Below are 19,643 nucleotides of genomic sequence, written 5' to 3' on the forward strand. Positions count from 1 at the left end.
TGCACCGAATGAATCACCTGCCGTAAATTGACTATTAAACTCACTGCCTTGATACCCTTCACTAACGTGAGTAGGCTGATTTTCTCCAGTAAAATAGTCTATTGTTTGAGAGATAGCTTTACCTGAATGGGCTGCTACCATAACAATTGGCAAAACTGTTTTTATATTAAACTTCATTTAAGTCCCTTATTGTCTGTTTGATTGGATGGTTTATCGGCTTTCTAGCTGCTCTAAATCAGTATCAACTTTTTAAAATACAAAAATCAACACGTGATATACAGCAACCAAAAACACAAAATCATAAAGTTAAATGAAAATTCAATACTATTAAATTAGCTACTCGAATATATAGAAAGCACATTCAGAGTATTTAGCAGTTTATCCATAGTGTATCCACCAGCTCTTTTCAATTAACTAAAATTAACTTTGTTGTTTCAATTTTTCTTATTATTCATATGATAACTTGTTCATTAATGCATCAAGCATGGATTGTAATTCTTTACGCATTTGGACATCGTAATCTGTCCACGAGCTCAAAGGTAAATGATTTATGTGACTTGCAATTGTGCCAACAATATATTTTATCGACCCTGACAAAAGTAACTCATAAATCAGCGCATCTTTCTCATCACGCAAACTCTCAATAAAAGCATTCAATATGGAAATTACGTCTGTGACTGAGTCTGCTTTATCAACCTCTTGTTTTAGCGAATTAAGCAGTTGAATAGCATACGAAAAGTGTGCTCCGCTATCGAGCTTAGATCCTGTGTGCTTTCCCGCATACTCTCTAACTGTAGATAACAGCGCGCTTTTGTCACTATTGTTAAAACTTAGCTCGGTAAACTTCAAAGGCAGCGTACCTTCGATAAAGGCACCATCACTTGCATTTTTAACTTCTGTAAAAGGATACTGAGCCAGTAACCTTTCTTGCGCGGAACGTGCTTCATTAAACAGCCGAGAAGTGAATACATGAGGCCTAAAGTTCCCCTTTACTGCCATTTCATTATCAAAGCTAACATTTGAGAGAGCATTATTTGGATCATAATAACTTGAGAGTTGACTATGGTGCTTATGTTGATCGATGTAACCATAGTCACAACCGAGTAAAACAATATTAGTAAAACCCATACGTAAAAAAGCAGCGACCGCCATATTGGTAACGGTTGGATTGCAATGATACAGAGGCTTACTTCCCTGACCTGATAGTGATGCTAATTCAGCACCTAAATCATTGCCTTTTGCAAAGATAATTCTCTGATCAAATTGGAGCATTAATTTAGGATAAATAGTACTCAGAGCAATGAGTACAACATCTTTTATTCTTGGATCACACAACTCGTCTTCTTTTATCTCAAAGTTTACTGATGTTCTTTCCATTTCAATATGGAAATCAGGTGTCACGCCCGTTTTCATCAAGGTACTCAATGATGTGCCACAAGAAACGATCAACGCGCGATCTTGTTGTGTCTTAATATGTTGAATGTCTTTATCTAAAGACGGTCCATTTCCAACAATGAGAACTGGAAAACTCGAAAACTCTGAAAAAATATTTTCATGCGCGCCAACTCGTGTATGTTGATAATTCTCGCAAGTATGTTTTAAACCAAGTAGTTCATCTTCAAGGTAACCCCACATACTTGCAAAGCTATTTCGCCATTGCTTGAATTCAGAAAAAACTCGGTCCATCACAGGAGTGCTGTAGTGCCGATAAACACTAATATCAGCAAGTAAATGCACACCTTGCTTTTTAACAAGTTGTTTCATTTGACTCAAAAACTGTTGGTAAGTCTCTACATTAAGTAATGTGAGTGAACCGCCTCTTCTCTGGCACTCTGCTTTTAACGAAGCAAAATTAATATGCTGACAGGCCATGGCATAATGCTTTTCATCGGGCTCAATTACAATAACATCCGTATACCTGATCTCTGACATCAGCTTGTTGATATGATAGCCAGCACCCAAACCGAGTATAACCAAAGTGCCTCGTTGAGGTTTGGAATTAGCATTGCGCCCTAGGTTATCTGCAATACTATTTAATTTGTTTATACAAAGCTGGTGAGTATATGTGTGAATATTTGTTGAAAAGCTCAGACTTAAATGTGTTGGAGTTTTTAAAAATAAACTGACCTGTTGATAACATTTAGCGGCAATACCCTCACCATAAAAGTCATTTTGTAACTCTACAATTTCGGAAGGCTTTTGAGCACAGACCCGTAAATAAAAGTCCATTGAAAAATACTTTTTAAGGGTTCTCAAATTGTGATCTATTAATTCCATATAGTTTATAAATTCCAAACATTTAGAGCACAATAATTTTTTCACCATTCCTCTTTTTCGTCAATAAAAAATAGGGTGATTCCACAACCTTCATCAAATTTTTTCTAAAAACCAATACTTTAAAATTACTTTTTATAGTTACTTTCTGTTTTCAAAAAAAGGAAATCGTTTTCAATAACACCTTTTACGCTAAAAAATTAATATAATTATAAATTTAAATAGAATAAAAAAAGCCACGCAAAGGCGTGGCTGGAGAAACATTGCATGGGTATATTGCAATGAATAAAGTCAGCTGAGTTGATCAGCTATAAAGGGAAACTATGCAGCAGTCGCTGTACCTTCTTCACGAATTAAATACTCAAAAGCACCTAAACTTGCTGTCGCACCACTGCCCAAAGCAATAACAATTTGCTTATATGGTGCAGTTGTCACATCGCCTGCAGCAAATACACCTGGCATATTAGTTGACCCTTTATTATCAATTTCTATTTCACCGAACTGCGTTAAATTTACTTCACTGCCTTTTAGCCATTCCGAATTAGGCACCAACCCAATTTGTACAAACACACCTGCGATATTCAAACTATGCGCTTCGTCTGTCATTCGGTCACTATATTTCAAGCCAGTTACCTTATTTGAATCACCGATAATTTCGGTTGTTTGCGCATTGGTGTAAATCGTAATATTTGACAAACTGTTGGCTTTATCAATAAGCACTTGATCCGCCTTTAACTCATTTGCAAATTCAAGCACAGTGACATGTTCTACGATGTTAGCTAAGTCAATGGCTGCCTCAATACCTGAGTTACCGCCACCAATTACCGCAACAGGTTTACCTTTAAACAAGGGTCCATCACAGTGAGGACAATAAGCAACGCCACGGCCTTTGTATTCTTGCTCGCCAGGCACATTTACATTTCGCCATCTTGCCCCCGTCGAGATAACTACTGATTTGGCTTGTAATTTAGCGCCATTTTCTAATTCAATGTCTAAAAACTCATTGCGAGCGATTTTTGCAACTCTATTACCGTCCATGACGTCAACATCATACTGCTTCACATGCTGTTCTAGCTGCGAGACTAATTTCGGGCCTTCTGTTTCTTGAACAGAAATAAAGTTTTCAATACTCATAGTATCCGCGACTTGGCCGCCAAAGCGCTCTGCAACAACGCCTGTATTTAGCCCCTTCCTCGCAGAATATACCGCCGCGGATGCCCCCGCAGGACCACCACCAACAACGAGTACATCAAAAGGTGCTTTTTTATTAATTTTTTCAACCGACTTTTGTGCTGAGTTGCTATCAATCTTTTTCAATATATCTGATAAACCAACAGCCCCTTGGCTAAATAGTTCACCATTAAGGTATACGCTAGGCACGGCCATAATATTGCGCTGCTCGACTTCCTCTTGGAATAAAGCGCCATCGATCATCGTTGTTGTGATCAAGGGATTGCTTGCCGCTAACACATTTAATGCTTGGACAACTTGCGGACAAGTTTGGCAGCTAAGCGAAACATATACTTCAAAGTTTAAAGGCGTGTCGATACCAGTTATGGTTTCCAATTCATCCGGGTCTAACTTGGTTTCATGTCCACCACTGTGTAATAAAGCTAACACTAGACTGGTAAACTCATGACCCATTGGGACGCCTGCAAAGCTGATTTGGGTATTCGCATCAGTTGAGCTGATAACTAAAGATGGTCTTCTCGCATTCATATCATAGTTTTCAACCACCGATATTTCGTTACTCAATGAAGCTAGGTCCTGAGCCAGCGAGTTCAACTCATTGGACTTTTTGCTGTTATCTAACGCCACTCTCAGCTCTATTGGCGATTTAATATTTTTAAAGTGCTCTTTTAATTGACCTTTAATTTGCGCGTCTAACATTTATGTAATTCCTCATTGAAACGCAATGCACATGCTTGCTTGATTATTAACTGGCGGTCGAAAATGCTTACCTACCTACATTTTGTAGGTAGGTAAATCCGAGGTAAGTTAGATTTTACCAACTAAGTCTAGTGATGGTGCTAGCGTCTCTTCACCTGGCTGCCAAGATGCTGGGCATACTTCGCCATCATGCGTTGCGATGTATTGTGCAGCTTGTACCTTACGCAGTAGCTCATTCGCGCTGCGGCCAATACCAAGGTCATGCGTTTCAACTACTTTAATTTCACCTTCAGGGTTAATTACAAACGTACCGCGCAGTGCTAAACCTTCTTCTTCAATCATTACACCGAAATTGCGAGTAATTTTGCCTGTTGGGTCACCAATCATTGGGAATTCAATCTTTTTGATTGTGTCTGAAGCATCATGCCAAGCTTTGTGTGTGAAGTGTGTATCTGTTGATACTGAGTAAACTTCAACACCCATTTCCTGAAGTTGTGCGTAGTGATCTGCTAAATCACCCAATTCAGTTGGACATACAAAAGTGAAATCTGCTGGGTAAAAGAAAACGATACTCCATTTACCTAATAAATCTTGCTCAGAAACTGATACAAAATCACCCTTGTGGTATGCTGTCGCGTTGAAAGGTAAAAGCTTAGTGTTAATCAATGAAGTGCTCATGGCTATCCTCTTTGTCAATTGTATTTAGTGTTTGCGAGTGTGCTCGCCTTGCTTGACTACAAAGATATAGATTCAGAGCTTTTAAATAAAATTGATTAAAACTATCATTGCTATCGATTATTTTGATTAAATAAACTCAATAGCATTGTAAACCTTAGGTATAATCTACTCGTAACAATGAGTAATAGCAGTTAACGCACAGTGCGATTAACCTTAAAATCCAAACTAACTAAGAGTTTTTATGCATCCATATTTCAACCACATCCAATTAGGCTACTTTGGCTTTATCCCATTTTTACTTTGCATCGCATCAACTTTGATGTTGGGTAGCTCAGAGACCCTAGTCAGCGTATTTAGCTTTTACAGTATGGGGATCTTGGCATTTATGGCCGGCACATTGTGGCGTGCAGGTGAGCAACCAAAAGTTCATGCAATACTGGCTGTTTTAGTTGTTATTCCATTTCCAGTATTGGCTTTAGTATCCCTAACCGCACAATTAGTTTATTTGAGTGCTAGTTACTGGTTAGTACTGTGGTTTGAAAAAAGCATGCCAAAATGGCAAGACGCTCACAGGGATTATAAGCAGATGAGGTTTGTGCTCACGTCTGTTGTATTCGTTTCTCATCTATTTATGATTGCTCAAGCCATTGAATTAACAAGATAGAATAAACTGTTTTGACAAAAGGCACGTCGATATTTCAACTATTCCTTTAACGACATGTAAAATTGCTACACGTTTATGGTGTTATCGATTAACATATTCGAATAATAAAATAAGTATCGACATATTCCCTTTCACTAAATCAAGTGCATAGCGTATAACGGCAAGAATTTTTTATTGAATAATTTACAACTAAACAATTCAAATATATGAATCAATACGGTAAATTAGTTCTCAATCAAGCAGAACAACAATAAAACTGCTATAAGTTAAAGGGGAGCGTTAGGAGTGCATATATGATTCAAAAGCTGCTTTACGGATTCATCGGGGTGTTTGTTGTCACATTCTACCTCTGGATGATGGAACAGCCAGGCGATCTGCTGGACTCAACCGAAGAGCTCTTTTGGTTCGCTATCGCTTTTGCCATGATTGTTTACTCCGCGCCTCACCTCAAAAACAATATCTTGATATTTGCTTGGTCTATATACTGTGTAGGGCTTTTACTTGACTTACTGGATGATTTCATCGCTGTAGATATTTTACCCGTCATCGCGCTTGATACCTCATTGAAACAATTCGGCTTTTTACTTATCTGCTACTCCCTCTATACCATGATAGTTAGACAGCAAGAAGCTATATCTCAGCTCAACAAAGAAATCCATCAAAGAAAGCGCTTGGAAGAAAAACTCAAGTTTGACGCAACCCATGATGAGTTAACACAGATCGGCAATCGACGTGCATGCTTCTCCCTGTTTCCCACCCTTTGCGAACAACATAAAACGCTATTTTATTTCGACCTCGATGACTTTAAATGTGCTAATGATAAATTTGGGCACAGTTGTGGGGATCTTATCTTAAAAAAAGTGGCCAAATCTTTAAGTGATCTGTTTGGTGAAGATAACTGCTTCAGAATTGGTGGAGACGAATTTGTCGCGTTTGGTACATTTGACACTGAAAATGACGAACAACTTCGCAAAAAACTCCTCGAAGAAGTATTTGAATATGGCGTTGGTATCAGTATTGGATTTACTGCAACTGACAACGATGTTGCGCCAGACAAACTACTGCACTTGGCGGATGCTTCCATGTATAGCAACAAAAACCTTAAATCTGTGCGGTCAAAACCGCGAGTGAGTTAAGGCTTGAGTGAATATACCGCTTTTGCAATAAAACTTTTCCAAAATAAAACCCTTTGATTTATCATTGAAAAAGCTACAGCTATAAAATTATTTATAGTTGATGCTAGCCGGTACTTGGCTCAGCGAATACGCATTAAAAGAATAAAGCCAAGCTGCAAATTTCTAAATACTCAGTGCGCTCACATTACAAAGGGGATTGAATCGTGTTCAACAACTTATTTTCTAGCTCAGATCTAAAATCAGAGCTATCACAAGTAAAAACAGAATTGGTGCAACAACGCCAGGAAAATGAACGGCTGAGTGAAGAAAATGCTCGATTACAATCCGAGCTGATTGAAGCTCAACAGCAGTTAAATGACAATACAGACAACCAACTCCTACAATGCGCCTTATCTGGTATGAATCAGGTAGAGGGCATACGTGAAACTGTTTTGCAGAGTTTTCAAAATATAGAGCAAGATAGTAATGCTATTTCACAGGTCAACCAATCATTTGAAACATCTGAAAAGTCACTTTCTAACATACTGACAGGGATGGGACAGTTATCCGATAATATGTCTAGCATGACGGATAATATTTCTGGACTGTCTCATATGGCCGACAACATTCATACTTTTGTGGCAACAATATCAAAGATTTCAGATCAAACAAACCTGCTTGCGCTCAATGCTGCTATCGAAGCTGCTCGTGCAGGCGAAGCAGGTAGAGGTTTTAGTGTTGTTGCTGATGAAGTACGTGCACTTGCAAACAACACCAGTGCATCCGCCAATGAAGTATCTGATCTGGTTACTAAAATAATAGATACGACACAATTAACGGTGAAAGATGTCTCTGTCATTCAAGAGTCGAACAAAACGCTGTCTAACAGCATAGAACACTTGAATGATGAGTACGGTCATATCGTCAATAGCTGCAGTTCTATGAAAACAACAATTTCAAATGCCACCCAGCAAACTTTCATTCAAACCGTGAAGCTTGACCATGTAGTTTGGAAAAGTGAGGTGTATGCCGTCATTATGGGCAGCAGCAATAAATCAGTATCGGACTTTGCAGATCACACTTCATGCCGATTAGGTAAATGGTTCTCTGGAGATGGTTCCAAACAATATTCAGATAACTCAGCCTACAGACGCTTGGAAAGCCCACACAAAGAAGTGCATAGATCAGGTGTTGAGGCCATTAAAAAATTCAATAACGGCGACAAACAAGGTGCTGTGCAACAACTTAATAAAATGGAACAAGCCAGTGTAGACGTGATGCATTTACTTGATGAATTGAGAAACGCTTAAGGCGCTTACGTATTCCCCTCTAAAAGTCGCTAAGAGTTAGCGACTTCGAGATAAAAATCTTGATATAATCCGCAACTTTGAAATAGTCAGTGTTTACTCATGCAATTAAAATCAAATTGGCGGATATTAACTGTCGGTGATGGGGATTTAAGCTTCTCCTACTCAATCAAGAAATACTTAAACCCAAAGCTTATTGTTGCAAGCATTTACGACAGTGAAGGTGATTTGCGCGCAAAATACCAAAACCATGCACTGGATAAACTGAGAAATACCGACACTCAAGTACTGACCGATTTTGACGCAACAAGTAGCGCTTCTTGGGCACGGTTGGCAGGGCAAACATTTGATATTGTTATCTTTCAATTTCCACTTATTCCTGCTTTTGCATCTCACGAAGCGTTCAAGCAAAGTGCGCTAAGTATCAATACTTTGAACAGAAGGCTACTGAGGCACTTCTTAAATTACTCGCAATCAGTGGCATTAGATCCAACAGGAGCAATGCTCAGTGTCATTACTTCAAAAGACGTAAAGCCATATTGCGAATGGAATTTAGAGGAAACGCTTCATCAAGGACTAAACATTGATTATCTCGGACAAACAGAGTTTGATATCAACCAGTTTCCCGAGTATAAGATCCGCAATGTCGATAGAGACAAACACGTCAAAGATACTCGTGGGATCAGTTATTTTTGGTCACCAAAACGCCCTGATTGCTTAACGTTGGCGAAACCCGATTACCTCAAGCCGTCTCATTGTGCAATGTGTCGTGTTGGACCATTCCTAACAGAGCAAGATAGGCAAGCTCACCTTAATTCAAAAAAACATAAGCAAATGTCAAAACATGAAAATGCATGGCAGGCATTTTTAAATCAGCCGCAGTGATGCGGCCCACCCCAGACACACAAAAAACACAATAAAGATACCTAAATAAAACAACAAAAACACTAAGGTTACATAAAAGTTCAAAGCACATTCAAGTAAAGAATAATGTATACAAAATGATTGAGAGATAGCTCGTAACCCTTTAGACTAGCGCCCTTCTCACATTGGTAGGTCAAATATGCAACTTTTAGATAAACGCTTTTTATATGCAATTGCATGCCTTTTACTCGCCATGATCACTATTCAGTCGGGCGCATCAATCGCAAAGCAACTTTTTCCTCATGTGGGACCTGAAGGGACCACTGCATATCGTCTAGGCTTTTCGGCATTGATACTATGCTTTATTTTTAAACCTTGGCGGAAATTACCGAAAAATTGGCGACCTGTTATTTTATATGGCCTATGTCTCGGCATTATGAACTTAACCTTTTATTATGCTATCGCTCGTATTCCCCTTGGAATTGGAGTGGCACTTGAGTTTACCGGACCACTTGCTGTCGCGTTATTTTCTTCCAAACGCAAAAGAGACTACTTGTGGGTACTGCTGGCCATTGCGGGTATCTTTTTGCTTTTACCAAATATGAACGAAGTCGATGGTCTTGACCCCATTGGCGTTCTACTTGCACTTATCGCTGGTGCATGTTGGGCTGGATATATCATTTTTGGTAAAAAAACAGGGGGCCAAAGCTCAGGCGGGATGGCTGTTGCTCTGGGAATGAGTATCGCGGCATTTGCAATCGTTCCCTATGGCGTTATCTCTCAAGGAAGTGCACTGCTGGATTGGACGCTGATCCCATTAGGGCTTGCCATTGGCATATTATCAAGCGCCTTGCCTTACAGTTTAGAAATGGTGGCTTTACGAAACATGCCAGCACAAGGATTTAGCATCATGATGAGCTTAGAGCCAGCTATCGCCGCATTGGCAGGGCTATTGATTTTGGGAGAGCTCCTTTCATTCTGGCAATGGGTTGCCATCTTTTTAGTTATCGGGGCATCACTAGGCAGCTCGATAACCACCAAAGAGGATTAATATCAATTGCAGTTGGCCCTATTCAGGGCCTTTTTGCTAACCCCAAGGTGAAGGATACTCAAACTCAGTTTCTTGCTCGCTAGGTAATTCAAAACGCAGTGCTTCAGGCACCTGATCCAATTCCTCAACTTCTGGTAAAGGGTCAAAATGCAGCTTCAACCACTGCTGTTGCTCATATAGCATATGCAGTAAATCTTTGTCATCGCTAAAGGTATGATCACTGTTGGGAAGCAACACAAGCCTTGCTGTTTTTCCAAGATCGTTCAACGCACTAAACATTCTTTCTGACTGCACCGGGTAGCTGCCAACTTGACGATCTCGATAGCCATGCATCAATAAAACAGAGCTTTTCATGTTTTGAGCAAAATACAATGGAGAGTTTGCCAAATACTTATCTTGCTGAGCCCACAAACTCTGCGCTTCATCACCAAACATAAATGGCGCTAGTGTTAGATTATATGTGCCACTTCTGGCAATACCCGTGACGAACATGTCAGTTTGCGTTAGTAATTTCATGACATTCGTTGCTGCTAGTCCATGACCTCCGATAGCAATTTTACTTTTATCTGCAATACCTTGTGATACCAATGTATCAATGACCACTTTAGCAGCATCACGCAGTTGTTTATCTAATTGCGGACCCTGTAGTTTTGCGCTCAAAACAGGCATATTTTTTAAATTTAAAACAGCATAGCCTTCATGAACAAATGGAACGCCATTCATTGCATTAAGCTCAGGAAATAAATAAGGCGAGTCTATTTCTTGGTTGGCTATATTTTGTTCACCATTATTTAGCCAAATCACCAATGGGATGCGTCCTAAGCTTGGGTCAAAACTATTAGGAAGGTAAAAATCACCTTTAATCACTTTATCGGCACCCACTTTAAACTGCATTTCCTCTTTGCGGATCGGCTGCATGCTGGGATATGGATGGGCATGCTTTGTTAGCTGCTCCACAACATCAAATGTGAGATTGCGAGAAAAGTAATTCGTCGGATTGTCTTTGGACTCTTTGCGTGTCACAAACTGCATACCATCATCTGCCAACACAGCAATCACCTGCTCAAAATAGGGTGCGCTAGATTGCCAGATAGGCGTTATAAGATTGCCGCGAGCATCAAATCTTGCTAGGTAAGGCACATCCACACCATCTTGTCTTTTTGTACCCTTTAAAAATAAATATCGTCCACCTGCCACTTTAACAACTGGAACGCCTAATTCATTTTTTGTCATAACAAGTTCGCGCTGCTCACCTGACCCCATATCATCAAACAAGCTTAACCTGACTTTCGCGCGCTCTGGTGTCAAAGGAGAAAAAGAATAGTAGGATTTATTATCTTGATCAGATTCAATCACCATAAGCGACAGTTGGTTATCACCCCAAATGATTTTAGAAACGCGCCCTTCCACGTCTGTATACAGCCTAGGATCGCGTCTAAACGGTGCTGAGATACTATATAAGCTCTCATTGTCATCATCTGGCTCTGACTGTGCCCAAACTAACGTAGCCCCTTTATCCGCACGCCATTGAAAGCCTCTTTTAAGCGTCGAGTCTACAAATGGCTGAGCCAGTATGTCTTGCTCAGAGAGTATGCTTTTTGGACGAAACACCTCGTACAAGGGCACGCCTCTCATACCCCAGATCTGCCAAACGCTGAAGCTTTGGTTATCAAAATCTTGTTCTGACATATCTGACAAATTTTGCACATCTATCATGGCCACAATTAAATTCGTTGAGTCTGGCGATGACTTAAACTCGCTAAAATACGCTGGCTGACCAATTGCCACAGCTTTGCCATTTAAAGGAACTTTATACAACTGCCCTAGTGCAAACTGCATAAATTGAGACTGCTTCGCTGCACTGAATCCCTCGTTGTCTACTTCTGCTATTTTGGCTGTTGAAGTCACTACCAATGGCCCTGTGCCCGCATCAGATGTTACTTTATGACGGACCTTGCTGTGTGACAGGTTCACTCTGATATTTGCAATAAGACCCGAGCCATCAGCAAGCCACTCAAACGGTTTTTTAATTGCGAAGCCATTCAGCGCAAAGCTCGATAAGCTTTTTGGTTTACGGCGCTTGATATCATAAATCCAAAGGTGCGCACTCGTTGTAGTTTCAAGTACAAACGCGAGATATCGGCCATTTGCGCTCCAAGTGGGATGTACGATATTCCCTTGTGGAATGCCCGTAACATTTAGCACTGCACCAGTATCGATGTGCTTGAAAGATAGAGATGAATATCTTGGCAAATCAGTATGCAAATTAGTGTTTGTATTGAAATACACACCGAGAAGATTAGACGTTGACGAATTTGAATGGGCCTCTGTTTGCGCAGTAAGTAATGCCATCCAACTACCTTGTGAATTCACTAGGGCTTCTGGAACACTATGATGTTGTATCAACTCAGCCATCTCAGCTGAGGGTTGCCTGTAGGTAGATGCATCGGCGTACCCGATACCGCTTAACATACATGCGCTAACAAATAGAATTAATGCCCTGATAATTATCACTTCTGTAGTCCTAGTCAAATAGCCACAACGGGACATCATATCTTTATTTTTGGTCCAGTGCAGTATTTTAGAGACATTTTACAGTCAAAAAGCTGTTTTTTAGACTATTGTTTTATACAGAAGCACCACAATTGAATTGTAAGTTGCAGAGTCGAAGTTGATAGGTTTAAACTATGCAACCGTCATCAGCACAACGTATGCGATCAGGCACTTATGAACAACGACAAAAAACCAGAAAAAATAACAATTTTTGATGTTGCCAAAGAAGCGCAAGTTTCCAAATCTACTGTTTCTCTCGTATTAACTCACTCCGACAAAGTAAGTGACAAAAGTAAAGAAAAAGTACTTAAAGCCATTGAGAAACTTGGCTATGTTTACAACCGTGATGCAGCGGCATTACGCAGCAAACGCTCTAATTTAGTGGCCGTAGTTATCAACGACTTAACCAACCCTTACTCGGCACAACTTGCTGTTGGTTTAGAGAAGCACATTTATGCCCTTGGTATGGTCCCGATGCTCGTCAACACTGGTGAAGACTTCAAGCGTCAGCAACAAGTGGTCAATACACTAAAAGAATATAACGTCTCCGCTTTTGTCATGGTGCCAGCGCCTGGCACGACTAAAGAGTGGGTAAATCAACTGGTATCAACTGGGTTTCCTGTCATCAATATCATGCGTGAAATACAATTTGCTGATGCGCCTTGTATCTTACCCGACAACCAAAAAGGCACCCATTTAGCCACAGAGCATTTACTAGAAAAAGGGCTGACTTCTCTTGCCTTTTTAGGTGGTACAGACGACATATCAGATTATCATGAACGTGTCAGTGGCTTTCGCTCAGCAATATCTGCACATGCTTCAGCGGTTAAGTCATATGAAATAAAAGCGCCGACCAACCGCCAAGGTGGCCGAGACGCATTTCACGACATTATAAATCAAGCGCCTGATATTCAAGCTGTTGTCTGCTTCAGTGATGTCATCGCTTACGGTGTAATGGAAGCGATGCGAGAGCATGACTTGGTACCTGGAAAAGATGTAAAAGTCATTGGTTTTGATGACCTTGCTGATTCGCGACTCATGCGCCCAGCCCTTTCTTCAGTACGTATTGACGCCAATGACATCGGTAAAAGAACTTGCCAAGCACTGAGTGAAATTCTAAACAAATCACAACCACCAGTCAGAACACTGGTCGATATATCCTTACAAATACGAGAATCATCCTCTTAAATGAATAAAGTTTTAGTTATTGGCTATGTATGGCCTGAGCCTAACTCTTCGGCTGCCGGCATGCATATGCTTTCTTTGCTTCAGTTTTTTACATCGCAAGGCTGGCAAGTTGAATTTGCAAGCCCTGCACAGCAAACAGACCATATGGTTGATTTGTCAAGCTATGGCATATCCAGTAAGCAAATAGCACTCAATTGCAGTAGTTTTGATAGTTATGTCGAGACGCTAGCTCCTGATATCGTGATGTTTGACCGTTTTATGATGGAAGAACAATTTGGTTGGCGTGTTGATAAGTTTGCGCCGCAAGCGCTCAAAATTTTAGACACTGAAGACTTACAATGCTTAAGAGGTGCCAGACACGCAGCTGTAAAAGCCAGAATTGACTTCCACCTAGACTCTCTTTTGGATAGTGAGTTGGCGAAAAGAGAGATAGCCGCAATACTTCGCTGTGATTTATCCCTCATCGTCTCAGACTATGAATATGAGCTATTGCAATCAACTTTTAACATCAACCCAGCACTTTTGACCCACCTACCGTTTTTGGTTGACCTGGGTTCATTGCCTTGCGATCTGCCGTCATTTGAAGAACGCCAACACTTCATGACCATTGGTAATTTTCGCCATGCGCCTAATTGGGACTCTGTTCTTTATTTACAAAAGCTTTGGCCAGCAATTAAAAGGCGCCTGCCTGATGCACAATTACATATTTATGGCTCTTACCCGCCTAAAAAAGCAACGGATTTAAACAACCCTAAAACTGGGTTTTTAGTCAAAGGTTGGGCAGATGATGCATTAGAAGTAATGAAAAACAGTCGCGTCTGTTTATCCCCTATTCGATTTGGCGCAGGCATTAAGGGGAAATTCTTGGAAGCCATGTTAACTCAAACCCCCTGTGTTACCACAGAAGTTGGTGCAGAAGGCATGCATGGTGACCTACCTTGGCATGGCGCAATAGCAACCAGTGATGAAGCCTTTATTGAGGCAGCTGTCTCGTTATATACAAATCAACAAGACTTTCATCAAGCACAAAATAATGGCCTTAAAATTCTCCACGATAGGTATGACAAAAAAGAATTAAGTTCCCGTTTAATAAACAAAATCACTGAACTCCAAAAAAACCTTGCCTCTCATCGAACGTACAATTTCTTCGGTCAAATGCTCAAACATCATACACTGCGCAGCACACAATATATGTCTCAGTGGATAGAAGAAAAAAACGCAAATAAAATGCGTTGAAAATCAGGCAAAACTGGTTAGAATGCGCGGCGTAACTTATTATTAGCTTTATAGAAATGGCATAGGCGTAATGTCTTTACTGTTTCTTGGACAGAGTACGCCGCGAGAATAGGTCTAATCAGGCATTTTTGGCCAAGTTTTTGCTTAGAGCATTCAAAATTACAACATAATTTAGCGGTATCATAAGTTATATAATTTGGGATTTAAGTGACCAACACTTAAGTTTATGGGCTTGCCCTCAACCTCTCAACTATTTATTAGGTATTGCACAGTTGAACTCAGCGACGTTTACCCAAAAGCGCAAGTTTATTGTTAAGCTTGGCAAAATGCTTCATCAATATGGTACCCCAGCTTTTCGTTTAGAAGCGCACTTGATGGAAGTTGCCACTCACCTTGGTTTAAAGTCTTCATTTGTCATGTCTCCGACCTCTGTTACTTTTGTAATTTGGACTGATGGACATGAAGAAGAGTACACCCATGTAGCCAGAGTTGAACCGGGCGATCATGATTTAGGCTCTCTTGCCAATACCGATGACGTCGTGAATAAAATGCTGGCGGGTGAGCTCACAATCGCTGAAGCTGATGAAAACCTTGAGCAGATCCAAAACGCATGTTCCCCTTATTCGAGGTGGCAAATGGCACTCGCATTCGCAGTCTCTGGCGGTGCGTTTGCCATGCTTATGGGCACAAGCTGGAGTGATGTAATCTGGTCTGGATTGATTTCAATTTTGGTATTCCTATTTATCCTTTGGTCTGAGCATTCCAAGCGTGTTACGCATATGCTTGAACCTATGGTTGCCATTGCTTCTGCATTTGCAGCCTGTGCCGTCTCAGCATATCTCGATCCACAGCTCAATATCCGGTTAGTGGTGCTATCCGCAATCATTGTGTTTATTCCTGGTTTGGCGTTAGCATTAGGCTTTGCAGAGCTGTCTGCTCGTCACTTGGTATCGGGTACAGCTAGGGTTATGGACGCCTTTATGCTGTTATTCAAACTATATTTTGGCGCCTTTTTAGGCATTAGCATTGGTTTTTACGTCTTTGGCCAAGTCGACTTTGTACAACCAGATCCGCTGCCAAAATGGACGGCTTGGTTAGCCGTGCTTTTGCTGTGCATTAGCCTTGTTGTTATATTCAAAACCAAATTAAAACATGTGCCTTGGTGCATTACATCTGGATTTATTGCTTATGCTGTTTCAGTCAGCGCAGCCATTTATTTTGATTATGCCTTAGGCACGTTTGCAGGTGCATTTGCCGTTGGTATTTTCAGTAATATTTTTAATCGCGTTGAGAACGCGCCAGCGTCGATTGTCACCATGAAAGGCTTAATTGTATTAGTCCCTGGCTCTAAAACATACATCGGTCTCAATTCCTTAATTGAAGGGCAGAGCTTTGTGATGGCGGATCATATTGGTCAACAGACCTTTTTAATCTTTATGTCGCTAGTCGCAGGCCTAATCTTTGCCAACGTGGCACTGCCTCCTAAAAAGAGCTTGTAACACGATTTAGCTCGATACAGCCCCTTCTCTCATGAAGGGGCTGTCGTTTTATTTCTGTCATCCCAATTAACACACTCCTTAATGACAAGTCGCATTGTCGAACTGCTTTTATGCGCTCGAAACACACCGACCGCTTCCCATCAAGTATCACATTGCGTCCTGCTTTTAAGTAGTACATAACCCACTTTCCACATATAACAGCAAGACACCTTAAATCGATATGACAGCCTTACTAGGTAAGCAAACTAAAATTAACCGCGCATAGTTAACTTGCCAAAAACCACTTTAACCCTTGTGTAAAACGCAACTCATAAAGTCGTGGCGACAAGCGGCCAATTTCTAATTCAGCCTAGGCATCTTACTACTTCAATATAATTAGTTGTGAATGTAAATAAATTTACATTTAAAAATTAAAAAATAAAATTACTCATGAAACTAATAAATAATGACAAAAATAAATAATAAGCATATAAATCAAAGAATAAAAATTTTTTAGAAGTGTAATTTTGTTATTTCACAACTAATCATACCCTTTCAAGATTTAACAAGCAGACATGTTGTTAAATTTCAACTGCACAAAGTTACATTTAAGTGATTACGTTCAAAAATTCATCCAAGGGGATTGGTATCATGTTCAACAATAAAAACAAGTTGTCGCTGGCAATAAGCTCAGCTTTAATGACTTCTACTTTGTATTTTTCACCTTATGCGTTTGCCCAAAATGACAGCGCTGTTTCAAACCAAAAAGAAGTGGAAGTCATCCAAGTTCGAGGTATCCGAGGCAGTGTTGTTAAATCGCTCAATACCAAGCGTTATGCAGATGCAATCGTAGATGCAGTGACAGCAGAAGACATTGGTAAATTTCCTGACCAAAACGTCGCAGAATCACTTCAACGGATCACCGGGGTTTCTCTTACTAGGAGCTTTGGTGAAGGTGAACGAGTAAGTATTCGAGGCACAAGTGAGAGCCAAAACCGAACATTGTTAAATGGGCAAGCCGTCGGTTCAACGGACTGGTGGACCAACTCAGCTGCGAGTCGTGGTTTTAACTATACAATGCTGCCATCGGAGATTGTATCTGGTCTAGAGGTATATAAATCACCTGAGGCCGATATTGATGAAGGCTCAATCGGTGGCACAATCATTGTCAGAACAAGAAAACCGCTCGATTTAGAGGCGAACAAAATAGCTGGTTCATTGTTAGCCCAACACAGCGAAGTCTCTGGCGAAACGGATCCGCAAGCGTCCATCATGTATAACTTTAAAAACGATGATGAAACATTTGGCGCACTTGTGTCGTTGATTAGACAAGAGCGAAATCTGCGCCGTGATGGTATTGAAGCTTGGAGCTGGACAGACAGAAAAATCACCATGGCGGATGGCACCGTGCATGAAGATGTATATAGCCCGGGTGGTGGTGGATCTGCAATGTTCTCTCAAGAACGTGTCAGAACAGGCATCACACTTGCACTGCAATATCGCCCCAGTGACGCAACAGATATTTCATTTAATGTATTAGACTCAACGCTGGATGCTGATAATGAAAACCAAAACTTTCTTTGGTTACCTGAGCGTGGCGGCGCTCAATACACAGACATCACAATCATTGACCAAAATAAGGTCGGAAAAATGGTTGTCGGTGGCACCATGGGGTTATCTCCAGACGGTACAAATATCCTAAACGAAACAAAAGTCAGAAACTCTAAGCTTAAAACCAAAGCATATGACTTGAAAGTCGAGCACGAAGGCGAACTTTGGCAATCCACTTATCAACTCGGTTATACCGAAGGGTCTGGTGGTTCACAAGCTGACCGCTCTGTAGGCTGGGTTGGTAACTACGTACACTCTTTTGATACCTCGATAGCAGAAGATGTCAGAACGTCTTACGGTGCAGATCCGAAAGATGGCACTAAATGGAACCTCGGCTTTTTGCGTTACGACAACAATGATGCAAAAGATGACGAAAGCTATTTCCAAGCTGACTTTAAACGCCCTATTGATGTTGCTGTATTCAGCGAAATAAAAATGGGCTTAAAGTATCGTGATCATAGCCGTTTTAATACCAAAAACACCACAGATGCGCGCACTGACCTCAATTGGAGCTTAGCGGATTACTCCCTTGCGATGCCTAGCGACTACCTCTCTGGTTTGGGTTCATCTGGTACATTACGATCTTATGCCATTACTGACTCAGATAGAGTTCGCCAAGATGGTGATGCCCTTAACTGGAACTATAGAGTTTTAAAAGCCAGTACTTTTGACATCAAAGAAAACATACTAGCAGGTTATGTTAAAACAACCATAGATGCAGATGGCATGCGCGGTAACTTAGGCGTCAGGCTTGTACACACCAAGCAAGAGTCTTCTGCATTTGCGGGTGCAACAGGTCTTGAAACGTGGACCACACAAGACAAAGACTATTTTGATGTACTACCAAGCATTAACCTCGCCGTTGACTTGAGTGATGATCTACTAATGCGCTTTAGTGCTGCGAGAGTAATGTCTCGTCCAGACTATGCCAGTATGACAGCTTCAACCTCATATAACGTTGAAACTCAAACAGGCACAGGTGGTAACCCAGATATAGATCCATTCCGTGCAACGCAATTCGATACTGGTATTGAGTGGTACTTCAACGAAGCGGGACTGTTCTCGGCGGTATTTTTCTATAAAGATATTCAATCATTCTTAGACAGTACGCCTGCATTAGAGATACATGAAAATACCCCAATTAGGATCAGTCGTCCTTCAAATGGTCGCGCAGGACGAATTCAAGGCTTAGAGTTTGGCTATCAACAAGAGTTGCTTGAGGGTGTTGGTATTTCTGCCAACTACACCTATGTAGACGGTGAAGCCAAAGATAAAGATGGTAACGACGTAACGATCCCTGGTAACTCTGAGCACACAGTCAATTTAAGTGCATATTATGAAAACGACTCGCTCAGCGGCCGTATTTCATATAACCACCGCTCAGGATATGACTCAGGTAATGATTGGCCTGGTTACATTGACGCCTATGGTCAAATTGATGCAAACCTAACTTATAACATCAATGAAAACTTAGCAGTCGTCTTAGAAGCTATCAATTTAACCGATGAACATACATTTAGCTATCAAGAGGAAGGTGTTGAGCAGGCTCTTACCGGGGTCTATGCGGATGGTAGACGCTTCGTGGCTGGTGTTCGATTTAACTTTTAAATAAAAAAGCAGACTTGTAAAAAGCTAAGCGCTTGCACAAGTTCTGCACCTTGTTCGTTGTAAACACAGCGGCATATGGCAAGGAAAGCCTCTCCCTGCCCAGGAGATTTAAGCTGAAGCCTACTA

General features: G+C 40.8%; 13 protein-coding genes. 9 read left to right on the plus strand and 4 right to left on the minus strand.

The window, feature by feature from the left end; translation table 11 throughout:
- Nucleotides 1-447 precede the first annotated feature (447 nt).
- The 3 genes from N477_RS13900 to ahpC form a co-directional block, all read right to left on the minus strand.
- Nucleotides 448-2,229, minus strand: a complete 1,782-nt coding sequence (locus tag N477_RS13900) for a motility associated factor glycosyltransferase family protein (RefSeq protein WP_063363573.1) — start codon at nucleotides 2,227-2,229, stop codon at nucleotides 448-450.
- Between the two features lie 366 nt (nucleotides 2,230-2,595).
- Nucleotides 2,596-4,164, minus strand: a complete 1,569-nt coding sequence (gene ahpF / locus N477_RS13905; protein ID WP_063363574.1) for an alkyl hydroperoxide reductase subunit F — start codon at nucleotides 4,162-4,164, stop codon at nucleotides 2,596-2,598.
- Between the two features lie 108 nt (nucleotides 4,165-4,272).
- Complete coding sequence (gene ahpC / locus N477_RS13910; RefSeq protein ID WP_063363575.1) at nucleotides 4,273-4,842, minus strand: alkyl hydroperoxide reductase subunit C; 570 nt, start codon at nucleotides 4,840-4,842, stop codon at nucleotides 4,273-4,275.
- A gap of 241 nt (nucleotides 4,843-5,083) precedes the next feature.
- Between ahpC and N477_RS13915 the strand changes: the two genes are divergently transcribed.
- From N477_RS13915 to N477_RS13935, 5 genes are all read left to right on the plus strand, one after another.
- The gene (locus N477_RS13915) at nucleotides 5,084-5,506 is read left to right on the plus strand and encodes a DUF3429 domain-containing protein (RefSeq protein WP_063363576.1); all 423 of its coding nucleotides are present in this window, start codon (nucleotides 5,084-5,086) and stop codon (nucleotides 5,504-5,506) included.
- Between the two features lie 293 nt (nucleotides 5,507-5,799).
- Nucleotides 5,800-6,642, plus strand: coding sequence for a GGDEF domain-containing protein (locus N477_RS13920; protein WP_081216584.1), 843 nt, complete (start codon nucleotides 5,800-5,802; stop codon nucleotides 6,640-6,642).
- 203 nt (nucleotides 6,643-6,845) lie between these two features.
- Entirely contained in the window at nucleotides 6,846-7,931 is a 1,086-nt protein-coding gene (locus tag N477_RS13925) for a methyl-accepting chemotaxis protein (protein ID WP_063363577.1), read from the plus strand.
- Nucleotides 7,932-8,030: 99 nt separating this feature from the next.
- Nucleotides 8,031-8,813 (plus strand): class I SAM-dependent methyltransferase, encoded by a 783-nt coding sequence (locus N477_RS13930; protein ID WP_063363578.1) that lies wholly within the window; start codon nucleotides 8,031-8,033, stop codon nucleotides 8,811-8,813.
- 178 nt (nucleotides 8,814-8,991) lie between these two features.
- On the plus strand, nucleotides 8,992-9,843 hold the full coding sequence (locus N477_RS13935) for an EamA family transporter (protein WP_063363579.1): 852 nt from the start codon (nucleotides 8,992-8,994) through the stop codon (nucleotides 9,841-9,843).
- A 36-nt stretch (nucleotides 9,844-9,879) separates the two neighbouring features.
- Here the strand turns inward: N477_RS13935 and N477_RS13940 are convergent, their stop codons facing one another.
- On the minus strand, nucleotides 9,880-12,357 hold the full coding sequence (locus tag N477_RS13940) for a S9 family peptidase (RefSeq protein WP_196760626.1): 2,478 nt from the start codon (nucleotides 12,355-12,357) through the stop codon (nucleotides 9,880-9,882).
- Nucleotides 12,358-12,570: 213 nt separating this feature from the next.
- Here N477_RS13940 and N477_RS13945 point away from each other — a divergent pair, with 213 nt between their 5' ends.
- The 4 genes from N477_RS13945 to N477_RS13960 all read left to right on the plus strand — a co-directional run bounded on the left by N477_RS13945 (nucleotide 12,571) and on the right by N477_RS13960 (nucleotide 19,517).
- Nucleotides 12,571-13,584, plus strand: a complete 1,014-nt coding sequence (locus N477_RS13945; RefSeq protein WP_063363581.1) for a LacI family DNA-binding transcriptional regulator — start codon at nucleotides 12,571-12,573, stop codon at nucleotides 13,582-13,584.
- Nucleotides 13,585-14,820: a glycosyltransferase gene (locus N477_RS13950; protein WP_063363582.1), complete on the plus strand. Its 1,236-nt coding sequence runs from the start codon at nucleotides 13,585-13,587 to the stop codon at nucleotides 14,818-14,820.
- Nucleotides 14,821-15,092: 272 nt separating this feature from the next.
- Nucleotides 15,093-16,319, plus strand: a complete 1,227-nt coding sequence (locus N477_RS13955) for a threonine/serine ThrE exporter family protein (RefSeq protein WP_081216586.1) — start codon at nucleotides 15,093-15,095, stop codon at nucleotides 16,317-16,319.
- Between the two features lie 630 nt (nucleotides 16,320-16,949).
- Nucleotides 16,950-19,517, plus strand: a complete 2,568-nt coding sequence (locus tag N477_RS13960; protein ID WP_063363583.1) for a TonB-dependent receptor — start codon at nucleotides 16,950-16,952, stop codon at nucleotides 19,515-19,517.
- Nucleotides 19,518-19,643: the final 126 nt, after the last annotated feature.

Origin of the sequence: Pseudoalteromonas luteoviolacea H33-S, from assembly GCF_001625695.1 — a bacterium.
Classification (GTDB): domain Bacteria; phylum Pseudomonadota; class Gammaproteobacteria; order Enterobacterales; family Alteromonadaceae; genus Pseudoalteromonas; species Pseudoalteromonas luteoviolacea_B.

What these genes read in the sequence shown, in the direction of transcription:
- N477_RS13900 (WP_063363573.1), bottom strand. Translation starts at nt 2,229, where the DNA reads ATGGACTTTTATTTACGGGTCTGTGCTCAAAAGCCTTCCGAAATTGTA.
- ahpF (WP_063363574.1), bottom strand. Translation starts at nt 4,164, where the DNA reads ATGTTAGACGCGCAAATTAAAGGTCAATTAAAAGAGCACTTTAAAAAT.
- N477_RS13945 (WP_063363581.1), top strand. Translation starts at nt 12,571, where the DNA reads ATGAACAACGACAAAAAACCAGAAAAAATAACAATTTTTGATGTTGCC.
- N477_RS13960 (WP_063363583.1), top strand. Translation starts at nt 16,950, where the DNA reads ATGTTCAACAATAAAAACAAGTTGTCGCTGGCAATAAGCTCAGCTTTA.
- N477_RS13935 (WP_063363579.1), top strand. Translation starts at nt 8,992, where the DNA reads ATGCAACTTTTAGATAAACGCTTTTTATATGCAATTGCATGCCTTTTA.
- N477_RS13920 (WP_081216584.1), top strand. Translation starts at nt 5,800, where the DNA reads ATGATTCAAAAGCTGCTTTACGGATTCATCGGGGTGTTTGTTGTCACA.
- ahpC (WP_063363575.1), bottom strand. Translation starts at nt 4,842, where the DNA reads ATGAGCACTTCATTGATTAACACTAAGCTTTTACCTTTCAACGCGACA.
- N477_RS13915 (WP_063363576.1), top strand. Translation starts at nt 5,084, where the DNA reads ATGCATCCATATTTCAACCACATCCAATTAGGCTACTTTGGCTTTATC.
- N477_RS13950 (WP_063363582.1), top strand. Translation starts at nt 13,585, where the DNA reads ATGAATAAAGTTTTAGTTATTGGCTATGTATGGCCTGAGCCTAACTCT.
- N477_RS13930 (WP_063363578.1), top strand. Translation starts at nt 8,031, where the DNA reads ATGCAATTAAAATCAAATTGGCGGATATTAACTGTCGGTGATGGGGAT.